We start from the raw sequence: 22,550 nt of genomic DNA on the forward strand, positions 1-22,550 counted from the left end.
TCCCTGGCTGAATACGTTCCTTCGAACCTCCATGTTCGCAGAACTTTGCAAACAGAAAAGCCCCTTTTCCGACAGAGCCTAGCAGCCCGTTGAACATTGCGGACTTCTGAGTAGCAGTCTGAGTTTTGGTTGGTTGCCATTGAGTGAGGTCGTGCTTGTTTTGAAGTGCCGGAAGTTGCTTTCGATGGCTCGGGAGAGACTTTGAACAGTTGTGGGTGTGATTCGGAGCATCTGCGTGAAGAGGCCTTGCCCAAGTGCCGCAGCTTCTCGTGGTTTGCCGCTGCCGAAGATGGATCTCAATATGATGCCCAAGTTGTGCGCAGCGACCACCAGTGAGTAACGTTTGCTGATCTTCTCGATGCCTCGCAGCCAGGTTCGTCTGGCTCCGCCGGTCTCGCAGATGTGAGCAAAGCTCCGTTCGATTTTCTCGCTTCGCTGCTTTTGCATTCGCTTGCTCTTGGCACGTTTCGCCCGACGGCGATTGTTCAGCACCGCTTGTTTGGTCTCTTCGCTCTTGTCTGTCCATTTGCGCTGGTGGGGAGAATCTGGTTCAGGAATGTAGGTCCGAATGCCGAAGCGATCACACTCTGTGATCTGATCGTTGGCGTGATACCCGGTGTCGGCAGCAACGTCTTGAATCGCAGCCTCGCTGCCGGAGCGAATCAAGTTCGCCTGAGCATCAGCCACCGCGTCCAGCAGCGTTTGGGAGTCCGGGTTCGTTCCTTCCTGAATCGTGGCCGAGAGAATGATCTCGCTCTCCAGGTCAACAGCATGTTCGGCTTTGTAACCGAGCCGTGTCCGGCGGTCTTTCATTTTGACAATGCGGGCATCGTCATCGACAGGGCTCTTCCAGTCCTTGTTGGAAACCGTCTTCCCTTTGCGTTTTTTATCAAACTGACGGATCTGTTTGTCGGTCGGTTCTTCGTCCTCTTCGATGACTCCGTCTTCTTTCATCAGCTTGACAACGTATGTCTTCCAGTCGTCTTCGGAATCGCGACGAACGATGGATTTCATCGCAGCGTTGGCTTCCAGGTACGTGGCATCCACACCGACGTGTGCCGCCGAAACGAGTTTCTTCTCATTGGCCATCTGCAGCACGAAGGCGAACACCTCCTGAACGACTTCGACCGGGAGTCGATCACGAATCCGCGTGAGCGAACTGTGGTCCGGGACACAGTCGGTGAGCTTGAGTCCGAGAAATTCTCGTAGCGACAAAGAATCCTGGCAGCGCCAGGCGATCCCTCGCTGTGAATCAATCCCTTCGAAATAACCGATGAACAGCATCCGAATGTACGTTCCCGGTGGAATCCCACGTCGACCCAATTTCGAATAGTACGGCTCGCAAAGTTCCTCGACGAACTCATCAAAGCCCGCGTCGCTGAGAAGTGTGTTGAGCCGTTCATAGAAGACATGACCCGGCGAACGAGCCACATCAACAGTTGCCACCCACAACTCACCCTGAACTTCCGATTTCCGTCGCCCCAACGCCATCGTTTCCTCCTTGATCAACTCCAACTGCTGAAAGATAATTCATCTCCCCCATCAATGCGAGTTTTTCAACGGGCTGCTAGATTTGATCCGGGATGTGTTGCTACTCGTTGAGTTGCAGCCAGCGTGCGAATTCCTCACTGTTTGCAGAGACACCTTTCCCGACTATGACGTGGCGACTCTAAAGGGTCATGCCCGGCTCCTCGAACAATCAGGATTCGTGCAAGTTGTCTTGATCGTGGAGGAGGGTGCCAGTTTCCGCGAGCTGACCTGGGAGGGTCACGAATTCGTAAGTCTCTGTCGCGACCCCAATTGCTGGAAGGAAGCAAAAGATAAAATCGCCTCGATCGGGGGAAGCGCTTCTGTGGAAGTCCTCCGGCAGTTGCTGAAACAAATCGTCACTTCGAAAATCAGTGGAGGATAACTCATGTCACGTGGCATCCAGATCGACTCGAAACACTTGCGCAAGTTGGGAGACTTCAGTTGTGCTGCGCAGCGAGCGAAATTCGCTCGCGAGTTGTGCGAATTTTATCGCCGGATCGACTATGTGATGGAAGAACAGGAAGATACGAAGATCTACCCCAAGGAAGAGTTCCTGGGTGACATTCGAATGACCCTGATGGCCCTCTTGCAGAAAGTTGACGGTCTTCACCCGAACGGCGGCCAAGAACCGTAATTCTCTTCTGATGCGAGTCTGATTGCTTCACAACCCTCGATCCGCTTGCCGTGGTAGTCTGCTTTAACAACTGCGATGAACTTCCCGCCTTTCGAGACGAAGTGAACATTGCTCACGATGAAGCCATCCGGATTGGCACAATCTGCCTCAGGAATCGAGAGCTCTGTAAATCCACGTAGGTCGAGGGTCTGATTGATTCTCGGAAGGTAGTCGGACTCGACGGTGCATTCACCGATCAGAGTACCGTTGTGCCCGCAAAGATGAAGCAGAAAAGAAGCCATGGTCCTCGCCTGTGGGTTTGAATGTTGGAGGGGGGCGTATGCGACATTCGGCGTTGAAGATTCGTAGTTCGTCCCGTTCCAGTTTCTGCCCATGGGCGACGGATATACAATCCGTTGCCCGTGACTGATAGTGCTCTGGGGGAAAGAAGGTGGGCCTAAGCTTCAATACAAGCTTTCCGGGCCTTACGGCGACCGGCCACCTCAATCCCCCCCAGGGGGACTATCAATTGTCTTCAGCTCAGATCTGATAGTGCCCAGCGGGAATCGAGGTGGGCCTAAGCGGATATACTCGCTTTCCGGCCATTTCTGGTACCGGCCACCTTATCCCCGCTAGGGGACTATCAATTGTCCTCAGCCTTTGTTGGACGTGTGAGCGTTTTCACAGAACTCTTTTTTGCCAGCACTAGCTTGTGCCATAGCAATGTTGACGGTTGCAGCAAAAACCGGGCTCGACTGATTATCCCGAAGATTGAACTGCCCGGTGCGACCTGATGAATCCATTAAGGTGTGTCTCCTGGTAAGAGCGGAGAGCAAGGACATCCATGTCGGTCATGGTGTGAGGCATCATCTCATCTCACACAACAAAAAACGCCGGGAGTTCCAGATGGAGCTCCCGGCGAGGGTAGCGAGGCCGACGGGACTTGAACCCGCAACCTTCGGATCGACAGTCCGACACTCTAACCAATTGAGCTACGGCCCCTCGCTGAGTTGGAGCGGTAATGTAATTGCCACTTCACAAATCGTCAACAAACCAGTTTCAATTTTGTCAGACCATTTTTGGAACTCGATAATTCCCTCAATTGACATCCTGATGTTGACTTGGGACACTTCGCGATTCGCAAAAGTTCAGACTTGACTGCGGTAAAGGTGCGGAATTGGCATCTTCCGTGGTCCAACCAACTCTCCGGAACAACTATGGCCTCCAGACGCCTCCAAAAACGAATCGAAGCGGAAGCAGCCGAGAAGCTGGGAAAAACAGCTAAAAAGACGGCAACCAAAGCGAAACGTGCCACTCGCAAGAAAACGACCACTCGCAAGCGAAAAGCGAAGGCTGTCGAGCGAAAGAAAATCTTCTGGGGTGTGTTCAGCGGAACGCTCAAGGAGGAAGGGCGTTTTGCGTACGACCGGCGGGATAAAGCTGAAGAGAAGCTGGAAGCTCTGCGAAATCGAAGCACCAAAAAGCTCTATTTCATTCAGCCAATTAAGGCGAGTTTGTCTGACTCGGTTTCGGAAGCTGTTGAAGATGAAGTGGTCGAAGAGGTTGAAGACGAAGTCGTCGAAACCACTGAAGACGACGTCGAAATGAGCGACGACGACAGTGACGATGATGACGAATTCGAGGATGACAGCGACGACGACAGCGATGACGATGACGACTAGGTCATGACGTTTCAGCGGGTTTTCGGCACTTCGGGTTTTGCGGAAGTGTGGTTTTTAACGGGGCAAACGCCTCTTCCTGCTGAGAGGATATTGGGCTCAGCTCATCGATGAAATACAAAAAGACCTGCCCGAAGATTTTCAGGCAGGTCTTTTCTGTTTCGGGTTGGCAGGTGTGATCGGCTTCCCGCCAGGTGAATCGAGGCGTTAGAAGTTGTATTCCGGATTCGTGAGGCTGAAGTCTTTGTCAGTCAGTCCGGCGTTCAGTTTGATATTGCTGTAGAGGTAGTCTTCCGCGAGGACTGGATTTTTCTGGCGAATTCCAGGGAACTCGTATTGTTGGACGCGGATCGGCAGTCCTCGTTCTTGTTCCACGTAGAGTCGAGTCATCTGGAACTTGACGTCTTTGGGATGCTGCCGGTGGATCGTTTCGATGGCCTTACAGGAGACTTTTCCGATCCGGGCATTTGGATAGTAGTTGACGTCGATGTCGGTGTATTGCAGGTCGTTCAACCACTGTTCGAGGACCTTGGATGCCATGATTTTCATTCCCGCCATTGTGATGGGGTAGCGGTTTTCGGACATCGCGAAGCTGCCGTCGACGTCGAGTGAGAGAGTCCCAGCCAGCCCGGCGAATCCGACATCATGGGCTTTCATTTTGCCGTCATGTTGTCCAGCGACATACAAGGCTTCCCGGCCTGCGACGGGTTTCAGGATTTTCAGATAGACGCTGAACGGATCTTCTCTGAGTTTGAGTTTGATCTGAGAATCGAGGAGTTTTCGGCCAATCAATTCGCGCTTGGTAAAGTCGGCTGTGTAGTCTTTGACCCCGTCGAGTGACTCAAGTGCTTTGGTCCCCAATTGCAGGGCTGGGGCGAGCGGGTGAGAGTCTGGGGTGTCTGCGACTTTTGAGGCGATTCGTGTTGGGTCAGCGAAGATCTGGTTTCCGACCAGGATTCCAGCTCCGAGCCCGAAAGCACCGCCGATGGTTTTGATGAGGAAGGCGCGTCGGTCGTTCGAGTTGATGCCAGTCATAGTGCGGATTTCCTCCTGGAGTGATTTTGCAGCGGGGATCTCACCGTGAAATTGATGGGTGGTGAGCCGTTGCAATTGGCGTCCAAAGGATCGAATCGACTGGTGCGATGGGGAGGCATCGACGTTTGTGTCGGAATTCCAGCGTCTCGGGCGATTTCATCTGGAACTGCGGCTTTTGACGATTGTGTCGATTGCAGAGACGGTTATTGAAGGTGAGAATCGGAGGTTGAATCACGGAATCTTGATCGATGCTCGTGTACTTTCTGAAATCAGCCTCCCTATAATCATTGAGAGAGAACGCATCGAGGCGGCGGACTTGCCGTTTTGTTGCAACTCTTTCTGTTAAATGACTTTATCGCTTCTTCCTGCCAAACTTCCCTTCCTCGTCCTTCATTCGCGGTTATTATGAATTCCAAGTGTCAGCAGTGTTGTCGCCCGCAATTTCGTCGCTTCAGTCAACTGATCTGCCTGATGGCTGGCGTGCTTCTCGTCGGATGTGGCGGAGAAGACCCCATTCGTCAGTATTCTGTGGCCAAATTCGATAAAGAACCGCCCACGGTTTCGAAAGCTGGCGATCAAGTTTGGTTTTTCAAGCTGATGGGGCCGCGGGAAGATCTTGTTCCGTATCTTGAACCCTTCATTGGTTTTCTGCGCGGGACGACGTTTCCGGATGGAGAGCCCGAATTTGAAGTTCCGGCGGGTTGGACCGTCAAAGATGGTCCTCCTCCTCGATTCAAGACGCTGACCGTTTCGGACTCTGATCCGGAGATCGAAGTGACGGTCTCGGCACTGCCCGCTCCTCCGAGTGACTTTCCAGGCTATCTGTTGAGCAACGTCAATCGCTGGCGGAGACAGGTCAGTCTTCCCCCGCTGGATGCAACAAACTGGGTGGCGAAAGCGACGCAAAATCAGGAGCTGATTACCGTTGAGAAAGGTGATCAGGTCATGAGTGTCGTTCAGCTAAACGGGACGACTGAAGAGTTTGGTGACACCTTGATGCTGGTCGCAGTCATCTCCGACCTTGGACTTGCTGCCCCGGCTCGCGAAGCTTCTCAGGCACAACCAGTGACTCCTCCGTCCCGTCCATCTTCTCAGGTTGACTATGATGTGCCGGAGAATTGGGAAGAGAGTGCGGGGAACGCGATGCGACTGGTCTCCTTGCGAACAGGAAGCTCTGACGAGACCGCAGACGTCAGCGTGATTCGCCTTCCCGGTGGTGGCGATCGGCTCGCGAACATCAATCGCTGGCGCGGACAGGTAAAGCTTGAACCAATCACACAGGCTGAGCTTGATGAAGCCATGGAAGAGTTGGAAATTGCCGGGATGCCCGCTCGTCTTGTGATGATTGAAGGTGAAACCGAGTCCATCCTCGCTGCGATTGCAGAGAAGGGTGGTGTGAAATGGTTCTACAAAATGCAGGGTCCGACGGAAGTCGTCAAAGCCGAACAAGGACGTTTCCGGGAGTTTCTGGATTCTGTTCGACTGGACCAGGAAGAGGAATAGGCTGATCGCATGAAGCAGAATCTGTAAAAATTTGCGCAGCTTCTGCTTCCGGTTTTGTTCAGCCCTGCTTGTGAATAACGCCCCGCATGGGCGGTTTAATTGCTATACAATACTTTTGATTCCGGAGCCGGACATGGCCTCGACTATTGATGACAATCTCGACTCTCTGGCCTCAGATCAAAGTGAGGTCGGGCAGGGGGGCTCAGTGCAGTGGAGGAGAATGCTTCTTCCGCTGGCGTCGCTGAAACTCACTGTGACGTTATTCCTGCTCAGTATCTTTATCGTTCTGGCCGGAACGTTCGCCCAGGTGCACGACGACATCTGGTACGTGATCAATGAGTACTTCCGTGTCGATATGGGAAGTCTCTTCACGTCGACATTCCCGTTCGTCAATCTGGGCTCGCTGTTCGTCAGAATCGACTACAGCCTGTTCTTTCCGGAAGCGTTCTTCCCGCCGCAGCCTGTCTTTCCGGACCACTTAAGGTGGATGGCTCCGGTTTGGCCGGATGGAACTCCTGAGTTTCTGGTTGGCAAGGGATTCTGGTTTCCGAAGGGTTGGACCATCGGTGTGGTGATGGCCATGAATCTTGTGGCTGCCCATACATTGCGATTTAAGGTACAAGCGCGAGGCACACGGCTGATTGCAGGTTCCGGGGTTCTCGTCGTCGGATCGCTGTTCACTTACCTCGTGATCTTGAGCGGTTCCAGCCCTGAAGGTCTTCAATCAAAGCCGTTGATCTCTTACGAATCTCTGCGCCTGCTGATGCTGACAACACTGTTCGGTTGTTGTGGCGTGACGGTTTATGGAGCGATTGTTTCTGGCGGCGACTTTGCGAAGCGCTGGTTAAACGTTATTGCGACCGTGCTTCTCGTTCTGACTGCTGGCTTTATCGGGATGTGGGAATCTTCGGATGCTGCCTCGATGCGAATCTTGTATCAGCTAGTGAAAGCAACACTTGCTTCGTGCTTCCTGTTGGCCGGTTGCATCATGGTGTTTAAGAAGCGGGCCGGGGTCGTTCTGCTGCACGCCGGGATTGGCTTAATGATGTTTTACGATGTGCTCGTTGGAACGCAGCATATCGAAAGTCAAATGTCGATTGTGGAAGGCGACACGGTTAATTTCAGTCGGGATATTCGTGACGTCGAACTGGCGATCATTGATGGCAGTTCGCCTGAAGAAGATCAGATGACGGTGGTCTCATCGTCTCTTCTGCGTCCTGAGACAACAATCACAGATGAGCGTTTACCGTTCGATGTTGAAGTGTTGCAATTCTATCGCAACTCAGACGTGCGAGGTTTGCGTTCGTTTGGCCCGAACGAAGAGATTCCGGAGAATCCTGCGACAGCCGGGATTGGAAAGAATGTGGTTGTTACGCCGGTTGATAATGTCAAAGGAACTGACACCGGCGGACGGGTGGATGTGCCGTCAGCTTATATCCGCCTTCGCACAAAGGGAGAAGATGGTGAGGACCTTGGAGTCTATATGGTCTCGTCGATCTTCGACCTCTCTCCTGAGCCTTTCGGGGAAACACAATCGGTTTCGGTCGACGGCAAGACTTATGAAATCGCGCTGCGGTTTGTCAGATATTACAACGACTTCTCAATCAAGCTGACTGATGTTCAGAAGAACGACTATAAGGGAACATCGCAGGTTAAGGATTATTCGTCTTACATCACAGTGACAGATCCATCGCGTGATCTGGAATTCGATCATCGCATCTGGATGAATAACCCAATGCGGTTCGCCGGCAAGACGTTCTATCAATCGAATTATGCGATGATGGAAGGCGGCCGGGAAATGACGACTCTGCAGGTCGTCGACAATGCAGGCTGGATGACGCCGTATGTCTCCTGCATGATTGTCTGGGTGGGGATGATGTATCACTTCTCGCTCACTCTGTTGAGATATCTTGATCGTCGATCAAGAACGACAGTCGTCAGTTCCGGGGCAAGCAGAGGATACGGGGCGCAGCTGACACCAAAACAAAACAAGATCAGCTGGGCGATGACGGGAGTCATTTGCCTCTCGATTCTCAGTTCCATGTTGATGCTGGGAAGGGCACCTCGTGAATCGGCAGACGTGATGCACGTTGAGTCGTTCAGTGAATTGCCGATCTGGTACAAGGGGCGGCCGATGCCCATTGACTCGTTCGCACGAAATATGCTTCTTCGTCTCTCCGACTACGAAACCTATCGCGACGAAGACGGCGAAAAGCATTCCGCAACGAAGTGGTTGCTGCAGGTCATGTCGAATGAAGTGGCAGCCCGCGATCTTCGCGTGTTCAAGATTGAGAACAAAGATGTCATCGAAGCACTTGGTTTGCCAGAACGTGAGAAGTTCACGTACTCGTTTAATGAGCTGTTGAAGTCCCCAAAGGTCGATGGCATTAAAGAAATGGGAATCCTCACGATTCTGCGTGAGTTGGAAGGTCTGACCGAGATCGACCCACAGCAGCCACGGGAGTTTGAAGTTGCTGTTTCTGACACTCCGCAAAACGAACGGACTCGGTTTGAGCGAAAGATTATTGAACTTTCACGCAAAGTCGATGAATACGTCCTGCTCGAATTCACAACCGGTGGAGGGCGGATTATTGATTTGATGCGAGACAAGGAACTTGGCGACGCGACGCAGTCTCAGTTGATTGAACTCGGGTTTAAACTTCGTGAGTTCGATCGGTTGCATAGCCAGGCATTTAATAAATCGCCGATTCCGCTCATGGTTCCGACGCATTTTAATGCGAAAGACCGTCCGGAGCAGGAAGCGTTTCAGACGGAATGGGAATCGTTAACAGCTGCGAAGATTTTTGACCGAATCTATGACGAACTGGTGGAGATGGATTCGAGCGAATACACCAAGCCGCCAGCGGTGAAGTTGTTCGTCTCGATGGTCCAAGCTTATGAGGACGAAGATGTTGACGCTTTCAATGACCAGTTGAAGGATTATCAGGTCTTCCTGAGCGACTATGCCCGTCAAGAATCCGATCCGACATTCTTGCAGAAGACTGAGTTTGAAGCGGTCTACAACCGATTCGATGCTTTCTATCAATCGGCGAATCTTTACCTGTTCGCCGGGATTCTCGCTGCCTTGGGATGGTTGTTCCTGCCGGGGTTCTTTCAGCGTGCTGCATTCTGGACGCTGGTGACCGTGTTCCTGATTCATACAGCTGCCCTGATCGGTCGGATTTGTATTTCCGGTCGGCCACCGGTGACGAATCTTTATTCGTCGGCCATCTTTATCGGTTGGGCTGTCGTTCTGGGAAGTTTGATTCTGGAATCAATTTCCAAGCTCGGTGCCGGAAACATCGTTGCGGCGATCTGCGGATTCCTTTCGCTCCGAATTGCTGACGGCTTAGCGAACGATGGAGATACCTTCGTCGTGCTTGAAGCTGTTCTGGATACTCAGTTCTGGTTGGCGACTCACGTCGTCTGTATCACTCTCGGATACGCAACGACTTATCTCGCTGGGTTCCTGGGTGCGTTGTATGTCTTTACCGGGTTGTTTTCGAAGAGGCTCGACAAGAACGTCAGTAAGGAATTTGCACGGATGACGTATGGTGTGTTGTGCTTCGCGACGTTCTTCAGCTTCGTCGGAACGGTTCTGGGAGGACTTTGGGCGGATGATTCCTGGGGACGCTTCTGGGGTTGGGACCCGAAAGAGAACGGGGCGTTGATCATCGTGCTGTGGAACGCACTGGTCCTTCATGCCCGTTGGGGCGGAATGGTCAAAGATCGTGGACTCGCGATGCTGACCGTTCTGGGGAATGTGGTTGTGAGCTGGTCCTGGTTCGGCGTCAATGAGTTGAGTGTTGGACTTCACAGCTACGGGTTCACAGAAGGTCGACTCGCCTGGTTGATCCTCTTCTGCTTGTCACAGGTGTTCATTGCGATGATCGCGTGCACCCCACTGAATTTGTGGCGAAGCAACCCGAAAGAAGTCTCGACGACCTGATGAGAAGGGCGGTCGCTCCCTGAGTGATGCCGAAGAATGAGGTCGATCTGTAAATAAGAACGGGTCAGGTGTTTCGTTTTGAACACCTGACCCGATTTCTTTATTACTCGATCAGCGAGCTGTGCGATTTCGCCCTGTGATTTCTCTGCACGCGCCCGCTTCGTGTGCCAATGTCACTGCGCCAACGCGATGGCGAAGGTGTTACTGCTGAATGATCAGCTGGTTGGCGACTTTGCGAACTCCGGGTTCCATCCGAACGTAAGATTCCACGCTCTTCATTTCGCGTTCGCTGTTGACTGTTCCGGAGATTGTTGCGACTCCGTTTTCGTCAACTGAGAGTTCGACGGTGCGGTTTGAATAGGCGAGATGCGGAAGTTCCAGCAAGCTGCTTTTCAGCGAAGATTCAAGTTGCTGGACTGGAAGTGCTGGAGCCGTAAATGCCATTCGATATTGTGGTCGAACGGGTTTTCGATCCGTTTGCCCCTGACCTCTTCCGTTTTGGCCACCTCCGGTGTTTCCTCGCCCTTGGAGCCCTCCGAATTGAGCACGATTATTCGTGAAGGACTGGCTCGCAGCGGTGTTTCCACCGATGAAGGCTGAATCCGAAGAGAATCCGGTGAAGGCGTTTTGTCCGACCATCGAGGAAAGGCTCCCGTCTCCGGTGTTCAAAACCATGTCTCCAGCAGCACGTCCCGGATCAATGAGTGATCCCCCTTGTGCCGCGAAAGTGGTTCCACCTCCACCTTGAGTGGTTCTTCCCACTCCGGCTGCGGAACCGCCAGTCCCGCCTGTGGTTCCTCCGCCAGTCGTAGTCCCGCCACCGAAGAGTGATTGTGCCTGGGCATTTGATGCCGTCGTCAGAATCATCAAAGCCGTTGCGAGTGTGAGTATCCGTGTCTGCATAACATTTCCTCAGGGCAGTCCGTATCGACAAGCCTCTTTTGACTATCTCATCGAGTATTAACCCCGAATGCAACCAGAGGTTTCGGAAGTTCTGTCAGATCAGCTGTCTTGAAAGACGATCTGGGCAGTTGGACTGGTTTAGTCGGAATATTTTCTCCGGAGAGGTGTCGTGCGTCAACGGTTTTATTGGCTGATGAATCTGGTCAAATGTTCAGTTGGCGAGTGGGTGCTGATGCTGCGTCGGTTGTAATTTCGGAGCTTCTGTTGGAGAAAGTGCGTGCTGCTGGACCGCTGGAGTTGCCGACTCAGTGGATGGCGATGCTCCGGAGACAGCCTGGGCTGCGATCGACTTCAAACGGTCTCGATGTTGATCTGCCGTATTCACTTGATGTCCAGCGATGGTTCCGCCGAAGTGTCGAACTGCTTCCGGGCTTCTGCGGCGATCGGCTTCAGTCACAGCCTCAGTCGTCACGTGTGAGACTTGCTGGATGGGGCTGGAAATCTCCGTTTTCGTCTTTGTATGACGTTTGTCACGCGGGGGGCCCTGAAGGTAAAGAGTGGCCATTTTGGAGTAGACTGGCATTCCCCCGTCTTTCGGGGTGACCATCACTCGCAATGAGCAATTGGCCTCGTGGACTGTTTTTCGTGTGTAGGGCACGAAGAGCTGGTAGGCGATTCCAAGGTTTGTTTCTGTCATCAGGCCCTGGAATGCCATTTCTTCGAAGTCGAAATAATGAATCGGCTCGGCTCGTTCCTCTTCTGATCCATGGTCGTCGAACACGTAAATTCGCACATCGCCGTTCACTTTGATCGGGGAAGATGTGTCGTTTCCGAAGAAGAGGATTTGACCCGCGAAACCGCGGCATGGGAGCCCGTTCAAACCGACACCTTCGGCCGGCTCCCAGGCACAGATCACTTCTGCGACCCGTTCTTTTCCGGATTCCGGGGCTTTCTTCTTCTTCGCGTCATCTTTCCCGAGTAGAGAAAGTTGATGGCAACCGCAATTCGTCAAAAGGAACAGGAGGCACAGGATCAGATTGAGCCGAGAACTTCGAGATGAAGATTGCCTGTTGAGAAACCAGGAATTGGGTTTGAGAGTTCTCATGATCACTTGGTCTCCCCGGTTGCAGGAACGGCTGGTTCCAGCGGTGCTGGAGGTTCGACGTATGGAGGAATCGGGGAGCTCTCCGGAATCGGAGACATGTCCGCTGGTTGAGGAGTTCCCTCGTAGTACTGAGCGTTTGGATCAGTCATTGAGTTTGGCACTCCGAAGATCGGACCGTGTAGCTCTTCCGCTTCTTCCTGGAAGTAGTGGAGACGTTGTGCTTCGATCTGCTTGAACATTTCTGATTCAGCGTCGTTGTGGACGATTCGCGGAGTCAGGAAGATGATCAACTCTCGACGTTCAGTCGTGTGGGAATCGAATCGGAATGCGTTTCCGATGATCGGAAGATCGCCGAGCCACGGGACCTTTCGTTCGAGAATGTCGTCGGAATCGGTGATCATTCCCCCGAGCACAACTGTTTGTCCGTCGGGGACTTTCACAGTTGTTTGTGCTGTCTGAATGTTCTTAATTGGCGAGGTGATCACGGTTCCGGTGTTGATGTCGGTGAAGACAGGAACACCGTTGTCGATGAACTGACTCTTCTCAGCGACGACTTCCATCACAATTTGTCCGCCGGGGCTGATTCGAGGACGCACTGTGAGGATGATCCCCGCGTTCTCACGAACGATGATCGGTGACGTCGAGGTGTTTGTCTGGTTCACACCGTTCACAACTGGAACGTCTTGGCCGACCTGAATCTGCGCTGTCTGGTTGTCCAGGGCGAGCACTTGTGGTCGGCTGAGGACTCGAACCTGCCGACGGGCTGCCAGTGCACGAATGAGAACGCTCACTGAGTCGGAACTTGCCGAGAGGACGAGACCACCGTAGCCGAGGTCATTGTTCGTTCGTTGAAGTGCGAAGCTGCTGAGCCCCTGTGCTCCGACGCGTGACGGGTTCCCGATCGGGTTACTTCCGATGGGCTGGTTATTGAAGCCAAACCCTGGGGATGCGTTTTGGGAAATCACACGAGTGACCGTGGCGGATGGGTTTCCGTTCGGGTCAAAGATTGTCTCCGTAACGGTCAAGAGTTCGTCGATGATGCTTCGATCGAAGAGGACCGGATCCTGGAATCCGAGTTCCACGCCGAATTCATCTGTGTTGTCGAGCTGAACTTCGACGAGCAACGCTTGAATCAAGACCTGCGAGAACTCTGCGTCGAGAGTTCGCACCATCGCTTCGATTTCGTTGAAGTAGGCCGGTGTTGCACTGATCAGCACGCTGTTGGTGATCGGTTCAGGTGTGACAATCACTTCCTGTTCGAGCAACTGGCTCGTGCTGATGCGGTCTGGATCGATGGTTGCGAGGTCACGTTGTGATTGGAGGAAATCGTTGATCGCCAAAGCGACGTCAGCAACCGGAACATTCAGGAGTTTGATGACCTGCGTCGTTCGGTTCTGAGGATCGGTCGCATCGAGTCGGTACAACAGGTTTTCGGCGATGATCAATGCGTCTGGACCACCGGTTGCGATCACGCTGTTCGTTCGAGTGTCCGCAACGAAACGTAGCTGAAGCAGCGAACTCGCTGTGTCCGTCGCTCCTGCGAGTTGGACTCCGAGTTGTCCCTGATCATTCTGGTTGGTCGTTTCTTCCTGCTGGAAGAGTTCGTTAAGCAATTCGACAGCATTGACGGCGTCGGCTTTTTGAAGCTTAAAGTATTTGACTTCTGCGACGGCGCTACTGGGCTGATCCAGAATTCGAACGAGTTCCTCAATCACTGGAATGCTCTGCGGTGAAGCCGAGTATTGCAATGTGTTCGTTCGGGTTTCTGCATTGAAGACGATATTGTCCAGGAGTCCGGATCGTGCCAGCTTCTCACCGTCTTCGGAAAGAAACTCCAACACAACGGACTTCGGATCAGTCGCTCCCTGAATCTGCGAAGTGAATGACTGAGCGACTGTTGATGCTTGAGGATCGGTGACGCTTCGGAAGGCGGCTGTCAGGAACTCAGCCAATTCATCCGCGAGGGCATTTTTCAATCGGATGACTTTCATCTGACTGATAGAAGCTGCTTCGTCTGCATCCAACTTTTTGATGAAGACTTCAATCTCTGACAAGTCGCGAGGACGAGCTTGAATAACGACCGAGTTGGTTCGCGGATCGGCTGCGACTTTCAGTCGTGTTCCGAGGCCTGTGGGGTCTTCGTCCGGATAGAAGTCGCTCAGGATTTCGACAACGCTGTTCGCGACTGCGTATTCGAGTCGAATCACCTGAATTTCATGAGTTGGATCAATGGGTTGATCAAGTTCAGCAGCGAGATCGAGAATGGCTTCCATCGTATTTGTGGGGGCCAGAATCAGAACCGCGTTCGGGACGACAACCGGAATGACGTTCACAGCTGCGGCACTTTGTTGAGCACTGTCGCTGCGAAGTTCTGCGAGTTGTTCATAAACATCGCTCAGCAACTGGGCCAGCGATTGCGAGTCAACGTGTTCCAGCTTGAGAAGGTGAATTTCAGGAAGACTTCCCACTGCCATTCGTTCGATTTCCGAGATGACTTCCATCACGGTTTCAATGTCACCTTCGTTACCGCGAATGATCAGGAGGTCGAACCCGGGAATGGTTTCAATTGTGACATCACCTTTCAGATTCCCTGAAAGAGTCATCAACCCGCCGCGACCGATGATTCTCGCGCTGTCTTCAGGGTTCGCGGGCTGGTCTCCGAGCGGTGCCGGATCTGGAACCGGTTGCTCAGCTTGTGCGAGCATTCTTTCGTTCGTGCTTGCCGCTTTCGCAGCTTGTTGAGCTGAAGCGATTGTCGAAATCGGGCGTTTCAGGCGTTCCGCAATTTCCGCAGTCGATCCGTTTCCAGCCATCAGAGTTGGGACCGATTCTGCCCCGATCGGATTAATGTCGAGGCTTTGAATCAGCGTCTTGAGGCCAGACTGAACAGGTGCAGTGGCGGTGACGAGAAGTTGTCGCTGCTCGCTGTCGATTTCGACAACGAAGAGTGTGTCGGCAGGAGCCTGGTCTTCCGCGATATCGGAAACGACGAAAGCAGGCATCCCGTTCGGACCGGCGTTTTCCAGTTTTGATCGGGATGAAAAGGCTTTATGAATTTGTCGGGCGATATCGACGGGGGATCGATGACGCGGACGATAAGTTCGTGTTTCGTTCGCTTCGACCTGTTCAGATTCCGGCTGAGAAGCTTGATCGTAAGCCAGTGGCTGAATCGATTGGCCCTTGGGAGAATTTTGAACTTCCGGAGGCAGCATGCGATGCCGAGGGACTTCAGTTGTGAACTGGTAGTTCGAATTCACTCCGGCCGTTTGAATGATCGTCGGTTTCTTGGCAGGAGCTGGAACATCTGTCGTTGTTGGAATTGTCTGTGCCTGCAGTGGCTCGCTTTCAGGCGTTGGTGCGACAGCTTCGGTCGTCTGAGCGGCTTGAGTGCCTGGCTCTTCCGGCAAAGGGGAAATCGGTCGTTCGTATTCCAATCGACCGCGACGAGTCGACATGACTGTCAGGAACTGGTCCTTAATCAGGATACGGAATCCGACCCGTTCGAGTTCCCGATTCAAGATCTTGACGGCGTCATCACGGTTATACTGATTCCAGTCGTGACGAGAGAAATTTCCGGGAGGGACATCGTGCATGACGAGTGTCGATCCGGTCTCTTTCGCGACATCGTTCAGGACTTTTGCCCACGGAGTCGTAAGAAAGTTGAGACGAACTGATTTCCGTTTGGAAGCTTCAGTATCCCAACCGGCTTCAACAGTTTCGTTGGTCGTTTTGACTTTTTTTCGGAAGAAGCCTTGGGCCGACGCTTGGTTCGGGCACAAAGATGCGGCGATCACACAGCATACTGCCGGAGCGACGAAACCACGTCTTGTCACCATTTCGAACAATCGCATTTTGGGACTTCCAATTCGTTCATGGAATTTCAGCTTTCCGCGCGGCACGCAATCCCCATGGATTAGGAGAATCCGTACAACCGTTACTATCGGTAAAGTTTTCCCAGCTTAATGAGTCGAAATTTTCGGCTGACGGAAAACAGGTCCATCCTTGCGTGAATGCCTCCTTTTCGGCACGATTTGCCGGAGTCCAGGAGCAATCGGTGGAATCCTGACTCGTTTCAAACGACGTCCAAACTTTTCAGAGAATGGAATCAGATGGCTGAGCAACATGCAGCCCGACGTGATCGGGTCCGAGAACAGATGCGTCGAGACGGAATCGAGGCCTTCCTGATCACCACCGAGAAGAATGTGGCGTATCTCACTGGGTTCACCGGCGACAGCACATGGATGCTGTTAACGCAGGACTCAGCCCGACTCGTCAGTGATTTCCGATACACGACACAGCTTGCATCAGAATGTCCGGATGTTGCGGCAGTGATTCGCCCATCCAATTTGTCCCTCATTCAAGGAGTCGTCGCGGAACTTCCGACGAGTTCCAATGGCCCGATCGGGTTCGAAGGGCATGCGATGCCGTTTGACACCTATCAGGTACTCCTTGACAGTTCGAAGGGGCAGGAGTGGGTTCCGCTTTCCTGGAAGGTCGAAACGATCCGAGCGATCAAAGACAGCAGCGAGATCGAAGACATTCGCCTCGCGGTTCGATTGGCTGAGGAAGGATTCTCCCAGCTTCTCGATCAATTCCGCCCCGAGGCAACCGAGCGAGAAATGGCCTATGAGTTAGAGCACATCGTTCGTGGGCTGGGTGGCGAGGAGTTGAGTTTCCATCCGATTATTGCGGTCGGTGACCATTCCGCGATGCCGCACTACCGTCCCGGAGATCGAAAACTCTCGGAACATCCGATCCTTCTTGTTGACTGGGGAGCTCAAACTTATTTGGGATACAAGTCAGATTTGACGCGGACGATGCTCACTCAAGACTTCGCAGAGCCTCAATTCGAGAAAATCTATCGGACCGTGCTCGAAGCACAAATGCTGGCGATCGAACTCATCGCTCCGGGAGTTTCCACGCTTGATGTCGATAACGCAGCACGCCAACACATCGCTGACGCGGGTTTCGGGGAGTACTTCGATCATGGACTCGGTCACGGAATTGGCCTCGATATTCACGAATTGCCGCGATTTTCCCGGACTGCAGAGACTCCGCTTGAGCCCGGAATGGTTGTCACCGTCGAGCCTGGGATCTATCTTCCGGGCTGGGGAGGTGTCAGGATTGAAGATGATGTTCTTGTCACCGACCAGGGATGTGAAGTATTGTCCAGCGTCACAAAGAGTTGGGATTCTGTTCGAATCACCATCTGATTGATCTGGTGAGTGGACGTCATCCTTCAACATCTCATTGAACAAGACAACCTGTGGGATTCCGTCGATTGTTCCATCAATATCGTCAGGTTTTGGCATGTCACCCTCGTGAGAAGCCGATTCGTACGAACGGAATGATCTCAAATTCGAATCAGACATATCCAATCTCCAAGAATCCATTCGCCTTCCGAATCAGGATGCGAAGCGGACATCCGACATAATCGACTAAACACTGAGGAATTGAGATGGCTCGCGACGCGAACGCCGAAGCAGACGAACTAAACATCGATGGGCTTCGTCAGGTCATGGAACTGATGGAAAAGCACGACGTGACCGAGCTGAAGCTGGAACAGGGAACGGCGAAATACGTTCTGCGTCGCGGAGGGCATGAATTCAGTGCCACGCTTCCTGCTCCTGCCCCAGTCTTGCCCGCACAAGCTGTTCCCGTTGCCCCGGCAGCCGCACCGCCTGCAGCGTCGGATTCTGCTCCTGCGGCCGCGCCAGCAGCGGACGAAGGAGTTGTTGAGATCAAAAGTCCCACTGTGGGGACGTTCTACCAGTCTCCGTCTCCCGGCGAGCCAGTCTTCGTCAAGGTCGGGGATCACGTGACCAAAGACTCAATTGTCTGCATCGTGGAAGCGATGAAGGTCTTTAACCAAATTCCTGCTGAGGTTTCAGGGACCATCGTCAAAGTTCTCTTGAAGGACAGTGATTCCGTAGAATACGGACAGCCGTTGTTCCTCGTTAAGCCCGATTGATCACAGCGGTTGCAGTGTCGAAGTGAAGTCTTCACGTCATAATCTCATGAGCAGTTGAGCAACGTGCAGACTTGCGAAATGTTCGCCGACGCTGGAGTTTGCAATGTTGGTGGCGTGTTTTCAAAGAGCCGGACGTCGAGTCCGGATGACAACCGTCTCAATTTTCACGAGCGAACGTTTCAGGGGCCACACAGCATCCCATAAGAGTTCTCTAGGATTGAATCGATATCATGTTTCAAAGGATTTTGGTTGCTAACCGAGGCGAAATCGCACTTCGTGTGATTCGCGCCTGTCAGGAACTTGGGATCGGGACTGTCGCGGTTTTCAGCGAAGCAGATCGCGGTGCTCACTACCTCGATTTGGCCGATGAGGCAATTTGCATCGGTCCGGCTTCGTCTTCAGAAAGCTATTTGAAGATCGAACACATCATCGCCGCTGCGGAACTGAGCGAAGCCCAGGCGATTCATCCTGGCTATGGTTTTCTGGCTGAAAACTACGATTTCGCTGAACAGTGTCGGGATTCTGGAATCGAGTTCATCGGACCTCCACAGGAAGCGATGCGCAAGTTGGGCGACAAAGTTGAAGCCCGCAAAATTGCGATGGAAGCCAAAGTTCCTGTCGTTCCCGGAAGCGATGGGCTGATTACCAGTGAAGAAGAAGCGGTGCGAGTCGCCAACGAAATTGGCTACCCCGTGCTCATCAAAGCGACCGCAGGCGGCGGCGGAAAAGGAATTCGGCCCGCGACCGATGAAAAATCATTGAGAACCGAATTGAAAGCCGCTTCTGCTGAAGCAGAAAAGGCGTTCAAGAATGCTGGCGTGTACATCGAGAAGTTCGTTCAAAAACCGCGACACGTCGAAGTTCAGGTGCTGGCCGATCAACACGGGAACGCGGTTCATCTGTGGGAACGTGATTGCACGATGCAGCGAAAGCATCAGAAGCTGATCGAAGAGAGTCCCGCACCAAAACTCCCCGAAAACGTTCGGCTGGAAATGTGTGAAGCGGCCACGCGTCTCGTACGCACTTCAGGCTACTTCAACGCTGGAACAGTGGAGTTCATCGTCGATCAGGACAATAACTTCTATTTCATCGAAGTGAATGCTCGAATTCAGGTGGAACATCCGGTGACGGAAATGGTCACCGGAATCGACTTGATTCGTCAGCAAATCCTCGTCGCGGCAGGCGAAAAACTGAGTTTCACACAAGACGAAATCACTTCGACGGGATGCTCGATCGAAGTTCGGATCAACGCCGAAGATCCAGATCAGGGGTTTCGAGGCTGTCCTGGCACGATCACGGACCTGATTATCCCAGGTGGTCTCGGTGTCCGCTTCGATTCACATGTGTATACTGGTTATCGGATCAGTCCGCATTACGATTCGATGATCGGAAAACTCATTGTGTACAAGCCGACACGCGAGGAGGCAATTGCGTGTATGTTACGTGCTCTCAACGAGTTTCGTATCGATGGTCCCGGAATTAAGACGACAATTCCGCTCGCCAAGAAGATCCTGATGCACTCGGTGTTCCGCAATGCAGAAGGGGATACCAAGTTCGTCGAACGAACCTGGTAGTTTGGGAATTCTTTGAACAATTCAGATGAACTCAATCGTCTGAGTTCCTTCGCGCTTGAACGTTTGGCGTTCCGCTTTTACGATGCCGCGCAGAAATGCGTTCTCACCTACGTCTGCGAAGCGCTTTCTTCGCTCCGTTAACACATCAGGAATTTGAAAATGAAAGTCGCCTGTCTAACAGGGGGTGGAGATTGCCCCGGTCTCAATGCTGTCATTCGAGGCCTCGTCCGCACAATCCACAATGCCGGCGGTGAGACAATCGGATTATTGGAAGGTTGGAGAGGTGCGATCGAAGGCAACTTCGTTCAACTGAACCCAATGGAAACCGATGAAATTCTCCCGATGGGTGGAACAATTCTCGGCTCTTCCCGAACCAATCCTTACAAAGACGAATCGCTCGTTGAGCAAGTCGTCAAGACATTCAACGAGTTGGAACTCGATTGTCTGGTCGCGATCGGTGGTGACGACACTCTTGGTGTCGCAAGCAAATTGTACAGCGACCACAATCTTCCAACGATCGGTTGCCCGAAAACAATCGATAACGACTTGAGCAGCACGGACTTCACTTTTGGGTTCGATACCTGTTTGAACACCGTCATGGATGCTGTGGACAAACTGCGAACAACCGCAGAGTCTCACCGACGCGTGATTGTCGTCGAAGTCATGGGACGTCACGCTGGCTGGATTACCTGTTTCTCAGGAATCGCATGTTCCGCCGATGCGATTATGGTTCCTGAGCAGGAAGTCGATCTCAATGCTGTTTGTGAACTGCTGAAGAAGCGTCGCGAAAACGGCAAGAAGTACGGCATCGTAATGGTCAGCGAAGGTGCGGTCCTGAAGGGCGAAGACCTTACGACCAAAGATGCGGAACTCGATGAATTTGGCCATGTGAAACTGGGCGGAGTCGGATCACGAGTCGCCAAAATGATCGAAAAGAAGACCGGGATCGAGACGCGAGACGTCACTCTCGGCCATCTTCAGCGAGGTGGTTCACCAAGTGCTTACGATCGCGTCCTCGGAACTCGACTCGGAATTCACGCTGGTCGATTGGCGTTGAACAAAGACTTCGGGAAAATGGTTGCGTTGAATGGGCTCCACATCGTGGGAGTTCCTCTGGCAGAAGCTGTCGGAACAATGCGAACCCTGTATCCTGAGTTCCTCGACGAAGCGAGCGAATTCTTGAGATAACACCTTCGAAGATCTCCTCACAGCTATGACTGTGGAGATTTTCGACGATGAACAAAAACGACGCCGACCCGAATCCATGGATTCAGGTCGGCGTTTTTTGTTTCAATTGTTTACTGCGATCGGTTTCACGAATTCTGATCGATCGCTCCATCAACAATCCAAGCGTGATCAAACTGAGCGTGATCAAACCGAGCGGGAACGCCTGCGAGATCAGCTCGATGGTGATAGCGAAGCGATCATTAGTCCCGCAGCGACGGAAACGTTCAACGAAGTGACTGATCCGCGAGGTGGAATCTGGCAGACCTGATCGCAGTTTTCCAAAGTGAGGCGCCGCAGCCCCTTCTCTTCACTTCCAATGACGAGAAGCCAACGACGATCGCGGTCGACCTCCGAAAGCGGCATTTCCGCATGTTCTGAACTCCCGAGGACCCACATGTCGCATTTCTTTGCTTCCTGAATCGCTCGGACAAGATTCGTCTGAATGACATGTGGAACGGATTCCATCCCACCGGCAGCGACATCGTAGACTGTTCCCGTGAGCGGGGCCGATTTGTCTTGTGTGAGAATCACCCCTTTGACGCCGAAGAAGCCGGCTGATCGAAACACGGCTCCGACGTTGTGAGGATCCTGCAATCGATCCATCATCAGCCAGAGTCCTTGAGGACTGGAGTCCGAAAACAGGTCTTTCAGTGTAGATGCCGCTTTAGGACGAATGACGGCATAAGTCGTCCCGACTCGACCAGATTCGTCCCGTCCGCGTTGTCGCCCTCGCTGGGCGGGTTCCTGTACGGAAATGCCTTGATCGGCAGCGACATTGGCGACGAGCTTCCAGCTTTCGTTGCTTCGAGTTCGACTGGCGTGAACCTCCAGAACATCGTGTGGACGATGCTCAAGAGTTGCCAGCACGCTGTGAGGATTCATCAGTTTGAGTGTGGTCATGGAAGCTGCTTCAAGACATCAGTAAGCGGACGACGGTGAGACGTCGGGGACTCTTTCGGAAAACCGTACCACAGCACCCCGACGATGTCTTCGATCGCGGGATCGATTTGCAGGATTTCATACAACTCCGGCGACCGAGTGACGTCGCCAGTCGTCCACTTGATCCCAATTCCGCGTGACCACAATGACAAAGCAATGTTTTGAATCGCACAGCAGACCGCTGCGTAGTTCTCACGGTCTCGGAGAGAATCATCAGAACGAAGAGAGGTGACAACGATCCATCCGGGAATGGTCGACCATTTGTCCCGCTTCTTTTGTGCAGCACCGTCGCCTTTTTTCACGCGGGTCATTTCGGCATTGAGATCGACAATTTGTGCGATTGTTTTTTCCCCGAGCAGGTAGAATCGCCAGGGCTCTGCCATCTTGTGATTGGGAGCCCAACACCCCGATTCCAAAGCTGCGAGAACGGCTTCATTGTCGGGGCGTTCAGTCTTGAAAGCGTTGATTGTCCGTCGGTTTCGAATCAACGAATCGATATCGTGCTCTGCCATTTTCTCAAGC

Annotated in this window: 16 protein-coding genes and 1 tRNA gene; 9 read left to right on the forward strand and 8 right to left on the reverse strand. The window is 52.8% G+C overall.

Annotated features, from left to right (window positions below; all coding sequences use genetic code 11):
• Positions 1 to 78 precede the first annotated feature (78 nt).
• Positions 79 to 1,491 carry a transposase gene (locus KOR42_RS15205; protein WP_197441221.1) on the reverse strand — a complete coding sequence of 471 codons (1,413 nt, stop codon included), beginning with the start codon at positions 1,489 to 1,491 and terminating at the stop codon, positions 79 to 81.
• An 82-nt stretch (positions 1,492 to 1,573) separates the two neighbouring features.
• Here KOR42_RS15205 and KOR42_RS27880 point away from each other — a divergent pair, with 82 nt between their 5' ends.
• Positions 1,574 to 1,912 carry a DUF2513 domain-containing protein gene (locus KOR42_RS27880; protein WP_390620889.1) on the forward strand — a complete coding sequence of 113 codons (339 nt, stop codon included), beginning with the start codon at positions 1,574 to 1,576 and terminating at the stop codon, positions 1,910 to 1,912.
• 3 nt (positions 1,913 to 1,915) lie between these two features.
• The gene (locus tag KOR42_RS15215) at positions 1,916 to 2,164 is read left to right on the forward strand and encodes a hypothetical protein (RefSeq protein ID WP_146510698.1); all 249 of its coding nucleotides are present in this window, start codon (positions 1,916 to 1,918) and stop codon (positions 2,162 to 2,164) included.
• A 907-nt stretch (positions 2,165 to 3,071) separates the two neighbouring features.
• Here KOR42_RS15215 and KOR42_RS15225 read toward each other — a convergent pair.
• Positions 3,072 to 3,145 (reverse strand) — tRNA-Asp (locus tag KOR42_RS15225).
• Between the two features lie 215 nt (positions 3,146 to 3,360).
• On the opposite strand from KOR42_RS15225, the gene KOR42_RS15230 reads away from it, so the two are divergent.
• Entirely contained in the window at positions 3,361 to 3,825 is a 465-nt protein-coding gene (locus tag KOR42_RS15230; RefSeq protein ID WP_146510700.1) for a hypothetical protein, read from the forward strand.
• A 204-nt stretch (positions 3,826 to 4,029) separates the two neighbouring features.
• On the opposite strand, the gene KOR42_RS15235 is transcribed toward KOR42_RS15230, so the two are convergent.
• The gene (locus tag KOR42_RS15235; protein WP_146510701.1) at positions 4,030 to 4,857 is read right to left on the reverse strand and encodes a DUF1571 domain-containing protein; all 828 of its coding nucleotides are present in this window, start codon (positions 4,855 to 4,857) and stop codon (positions 4,030 to 4,032) included.
• Positions 4,858 to 5,328: 471 nt separating this feature from the next.
• Here KOR42_RS15235 and KOR42_RS15240 point away from each other — a divergent pair, with 471 nt between their 5' ends.
• Positions 5,329 to 6,360: a hypothetical protein gene (locus tag KOR42_RS15240; RefSeq protein WP_146510702.1), complete on the forward strand. Its 1,032-nt coding sequence runs from the start codon at positions 5,329 to 5,331 to the stop codon at positions 6,358 to 6,360.
• A 133-nt stretch (positions 6,361 to 6,493) separates the two neighbouring features.
• On the forward strand, positions 6,494 to 10,309 hold the full coding sequence (gene ccsA / locus KOR42_RS15245) for a cytochrome c biogenesis protein CcsA (RefSeq protein WP_146510703.1): 3,816 nt from the start codon (positions 6,494 to 6,496) through the stop codon (positions 10,307 to 10,309).
• 201 nt (positions 10,310 to 10,510) lie between these two features.
• Here ccsA and KOR42_RS15250 read toward each other — a convergent pair whose 3' ends face one another.
• The 3 genes from KOR42_RS15250 to KOR42_RS15260 form a co-directional block, all read right to left on the reverse strand.
• The gene (locus KOR42_RS15250) at positions 10,511 to 11,212 is read right to left on the reverse strand and encodes a BON domain-containing protein (RefSeq protein ID WP_146510704.1); all 702 of its coding nucleotides are present in this window, start codon (positions 11,210 to 11,212) and stop codon (positions 10,511 to 10,513) included.
• Positions 11,213 to 11,423: 211 nt separating this feature from the next.
• A complete protein-coding gene (locus tag KOR42_RS15255; protein WP_146510705.1) occupies positions 11,424 to 12,317 on the reverse strand; it encodes a hypothetical protein in 894 nt (297 codons plus the stop codon).
• A gap of 2 nt (positions 12,318 to 12,319) precedes the next feature.
• Entirely contained in the window at positions 12,320 to 16,168 is a 3,849-nt protein-coding gene (locus tag KOR42_RS15260; RefSeq protein ID WP_146510706.1) for a secretin N-terminal domain-containing protein, read from the reverse strand.
• 258 nt (positions 16,169 to 16,426) lie between these two features.
• Here KOR42_RS15260 and KOR42_RS15265 point away from each other — a divergent pair, with 258 nt between their 5' ends.
• The 4 genes from KOR42_RS15265 (at position 16,427) to KOR42_RS15280 (ending at position 21,050) form a co-directional block, all read left to right on the forward strand.
• Positions 16,427 to 17,530: a M24 family metallopeptidase gene (locus KOR42_RS15265; protein ID WP_146510707.1), complete on the forward strand. Its 1,104-nt coding sequence runs from the start codon at positions 16,427 to 16,429 to the stop codon at positions 17,528 to 17,530.
• Positions 17,531 to 17,775: 245 nt separating this feature from the next.
• Positions 17,776 to 18,288 (forward strand): acetyl-CoA carboxylase biotin carboxyl carrier protein, encoded by a 513-nt coding sequence (gene accB, locus KOR42_RS15270; RefSeq protein ID WP_146510708.1) that lies wholly within the window; start codon positions 17,776 to 17,778, stop codon positions 18,286 to 18,288.
• Positions 18,289 to 18,518: 230 nt separating this feature from the next.
• Positions 18,519 to 19,862 carry an acetyl-CoA carboxylase biotin carboxylase subunit gene (gene accC / locus KOR42_RS15275; RefSeq protein WP_146510709.1) on the forward strand — a complete coding sequence of 448 codons (1,344 nt, stop codon included), beginning with the start codon at positions 18,519 to 18,521 and terminating at the stop codon, positions 19,860 to 19,862.
• Between the two features lie 159 nt (positions 19,863 to 20,021).
• Positions 20,022 to 21,050 carry a 6-phosphofructokinase gene (locus tag KOR42_RS15280; protein WP_146510710.1) on the forward strand — a complete coding sequence of 343 codons (1,029 nt, stop codon included), beginning with the start codon at positions 20,022 to 20,024 and terminating at the stop codon, positions 21,048 to 21,050.
• Between the two features lie 210 nt (positions 21,051 to 21,260).
• Here KOR42_RS15280 and rlmB read toward each other — a convergent pair whose 3' ends face one another.
• On the reverse strand, positions 21,261 to 21,989 hold the full coding sequence (rlmB, locus tag KOR42_RS15285) for a 23S rRNA (guanosine(2251)-2'-O)-methyltransferase RlmB (RefSeq protein ID WP_146510711.1): 729 nt from the start codon (positions 21,987 to 21,989) through the stop codon (positions 21,261 to 21,263).
• Positions 21,986 to 22,540 (reverse strand): nitroreductase family protein, encoded by a 555-nt coding sequence (locus tag KOR42_RS15290; RefSeq protein WP_146510712.1) that lies wholly within the window; start codon positions 22,538 to 22,540, stop codon positions 21,986 to 21,988. Before KOR42_RS15290 ends, rlmB begins: the two co-directional genes overlap by 4 nt.
• Positions 22,541 to 22,550 lie beyond the last annotated feature (10 nt).

It is taken from the genome of Thalassoglobus neptunius (assembly GCF_007859735.1).
Taxonomy (GTDB): Bacteria; Planctomycetota; Planctomycetia; order Planctomycetales; family Planctomycetaceae; genus Thalassoglobus; species Thalassoglobus neptunius.

Bases quoted from the DNA above. Each gene is read 5' to 3' on its own strand.
- KOR42_RS15290 (WP_146510712.1), bottom strand. From the start codon at position 22,540: ATGGCAGAGCACGATATCGATTCGTTGATTCGAAACCGACGGACAATC.
- accB (WP_146510708.1), top strand. From the start codon at position 17,776: ATGGCTCGCGACGCGAACGCCGAAGCAGACGAACTAAACATCGATGGG.
- KOR42_RS15205 (WP_197441221.1), bottom strand. From the start codon at position 1,491: ATGGCGTTGGGGCGACGGAAATCGGAAGTTCAGGGTGAGTTGTGGGTG.
- ccsA (WP_146510703.1), top strand. From the start codon at position 6,494: ATGGCCTCGACTATTGATGACAATCTCGACTCTCTGGCCTCAGATCAA.
- accC (WP_146510709.1), top strand. From the start codon at position 18,519: ATGTTTCAAAGGATTTTGGTTGCTAACCGAGGCGAAATCGCACTTCGT.
- KOR42_RS15280 (WP_146510710.1), top strand. From the start codon at position 20,022: ATGAAAGTCGCCTGTCTAACAGGGGGTGGAGATTGCCCCGGTCTCAAT.
- KOR42_RS15235 (WP_146510701.1), bottom strand. From the start codon at position 4,857: ATGACTGGCATCAACTCGAACGACCGACGCGCCTTCCTCATCAAAACC.
- rlmB (WP_146510711.1), bottom strand. From the start codon at position 21,989: ATGACCACACTCAAACTGATGAATCCTCACAGCGTGCTGGCAACTCTT.
- KOR42_RS15250 (WP_146510704.1), bottom strand. From the start codon at position 11,212: ATGCAGACACGGATACTCACACTCGCAACGGCTTTGATGATTCTGACG.
- KOR42_RS15260 (WP_146510706.1), bottom strand. From the start codon at position 16,168: ATGCGATTGTTCGAAATGGTGACAAGACGTGGTTTCGTCGCTCCGGCA.
- KOR42_RS15265 (WP_146510707.1), top strand. From the start codon at position 16,427: ATGGCTGAGCAACATGCAGCCCGACGTGATCGGGTCCGAGAACAGATG.
- KOR42_RS15255 (WP_146510705.1), bottom strand. From the start codon at position 12,317: ATGAGAACTCTCAAACCCAATTCCTGGTTTCTCAACAGGCAATCTTCA.
- KOR42_RS15240 (WP_146510702.1), top strand. From the start codon at position 5,329: ATGGCTGGCGTGCTTCTCGTCGGATGTGGCGGAGAAGACCCCATTCGT.
- KOR42_RS15230 (WP_146510700.1), top strand. From the start codon at position 3,361: ATGGCCTCCAGACGCCTCCAAAAACGAATCGAAGCGGAAGCAGCCGAG.
- KOR42_RS15215 (WP_146510698.1), top strand. From the start codon at position 1,916: ATGTCACGTGGCATCCAGATCGACTCGAAACACTTGCGCAAGTTGGGA.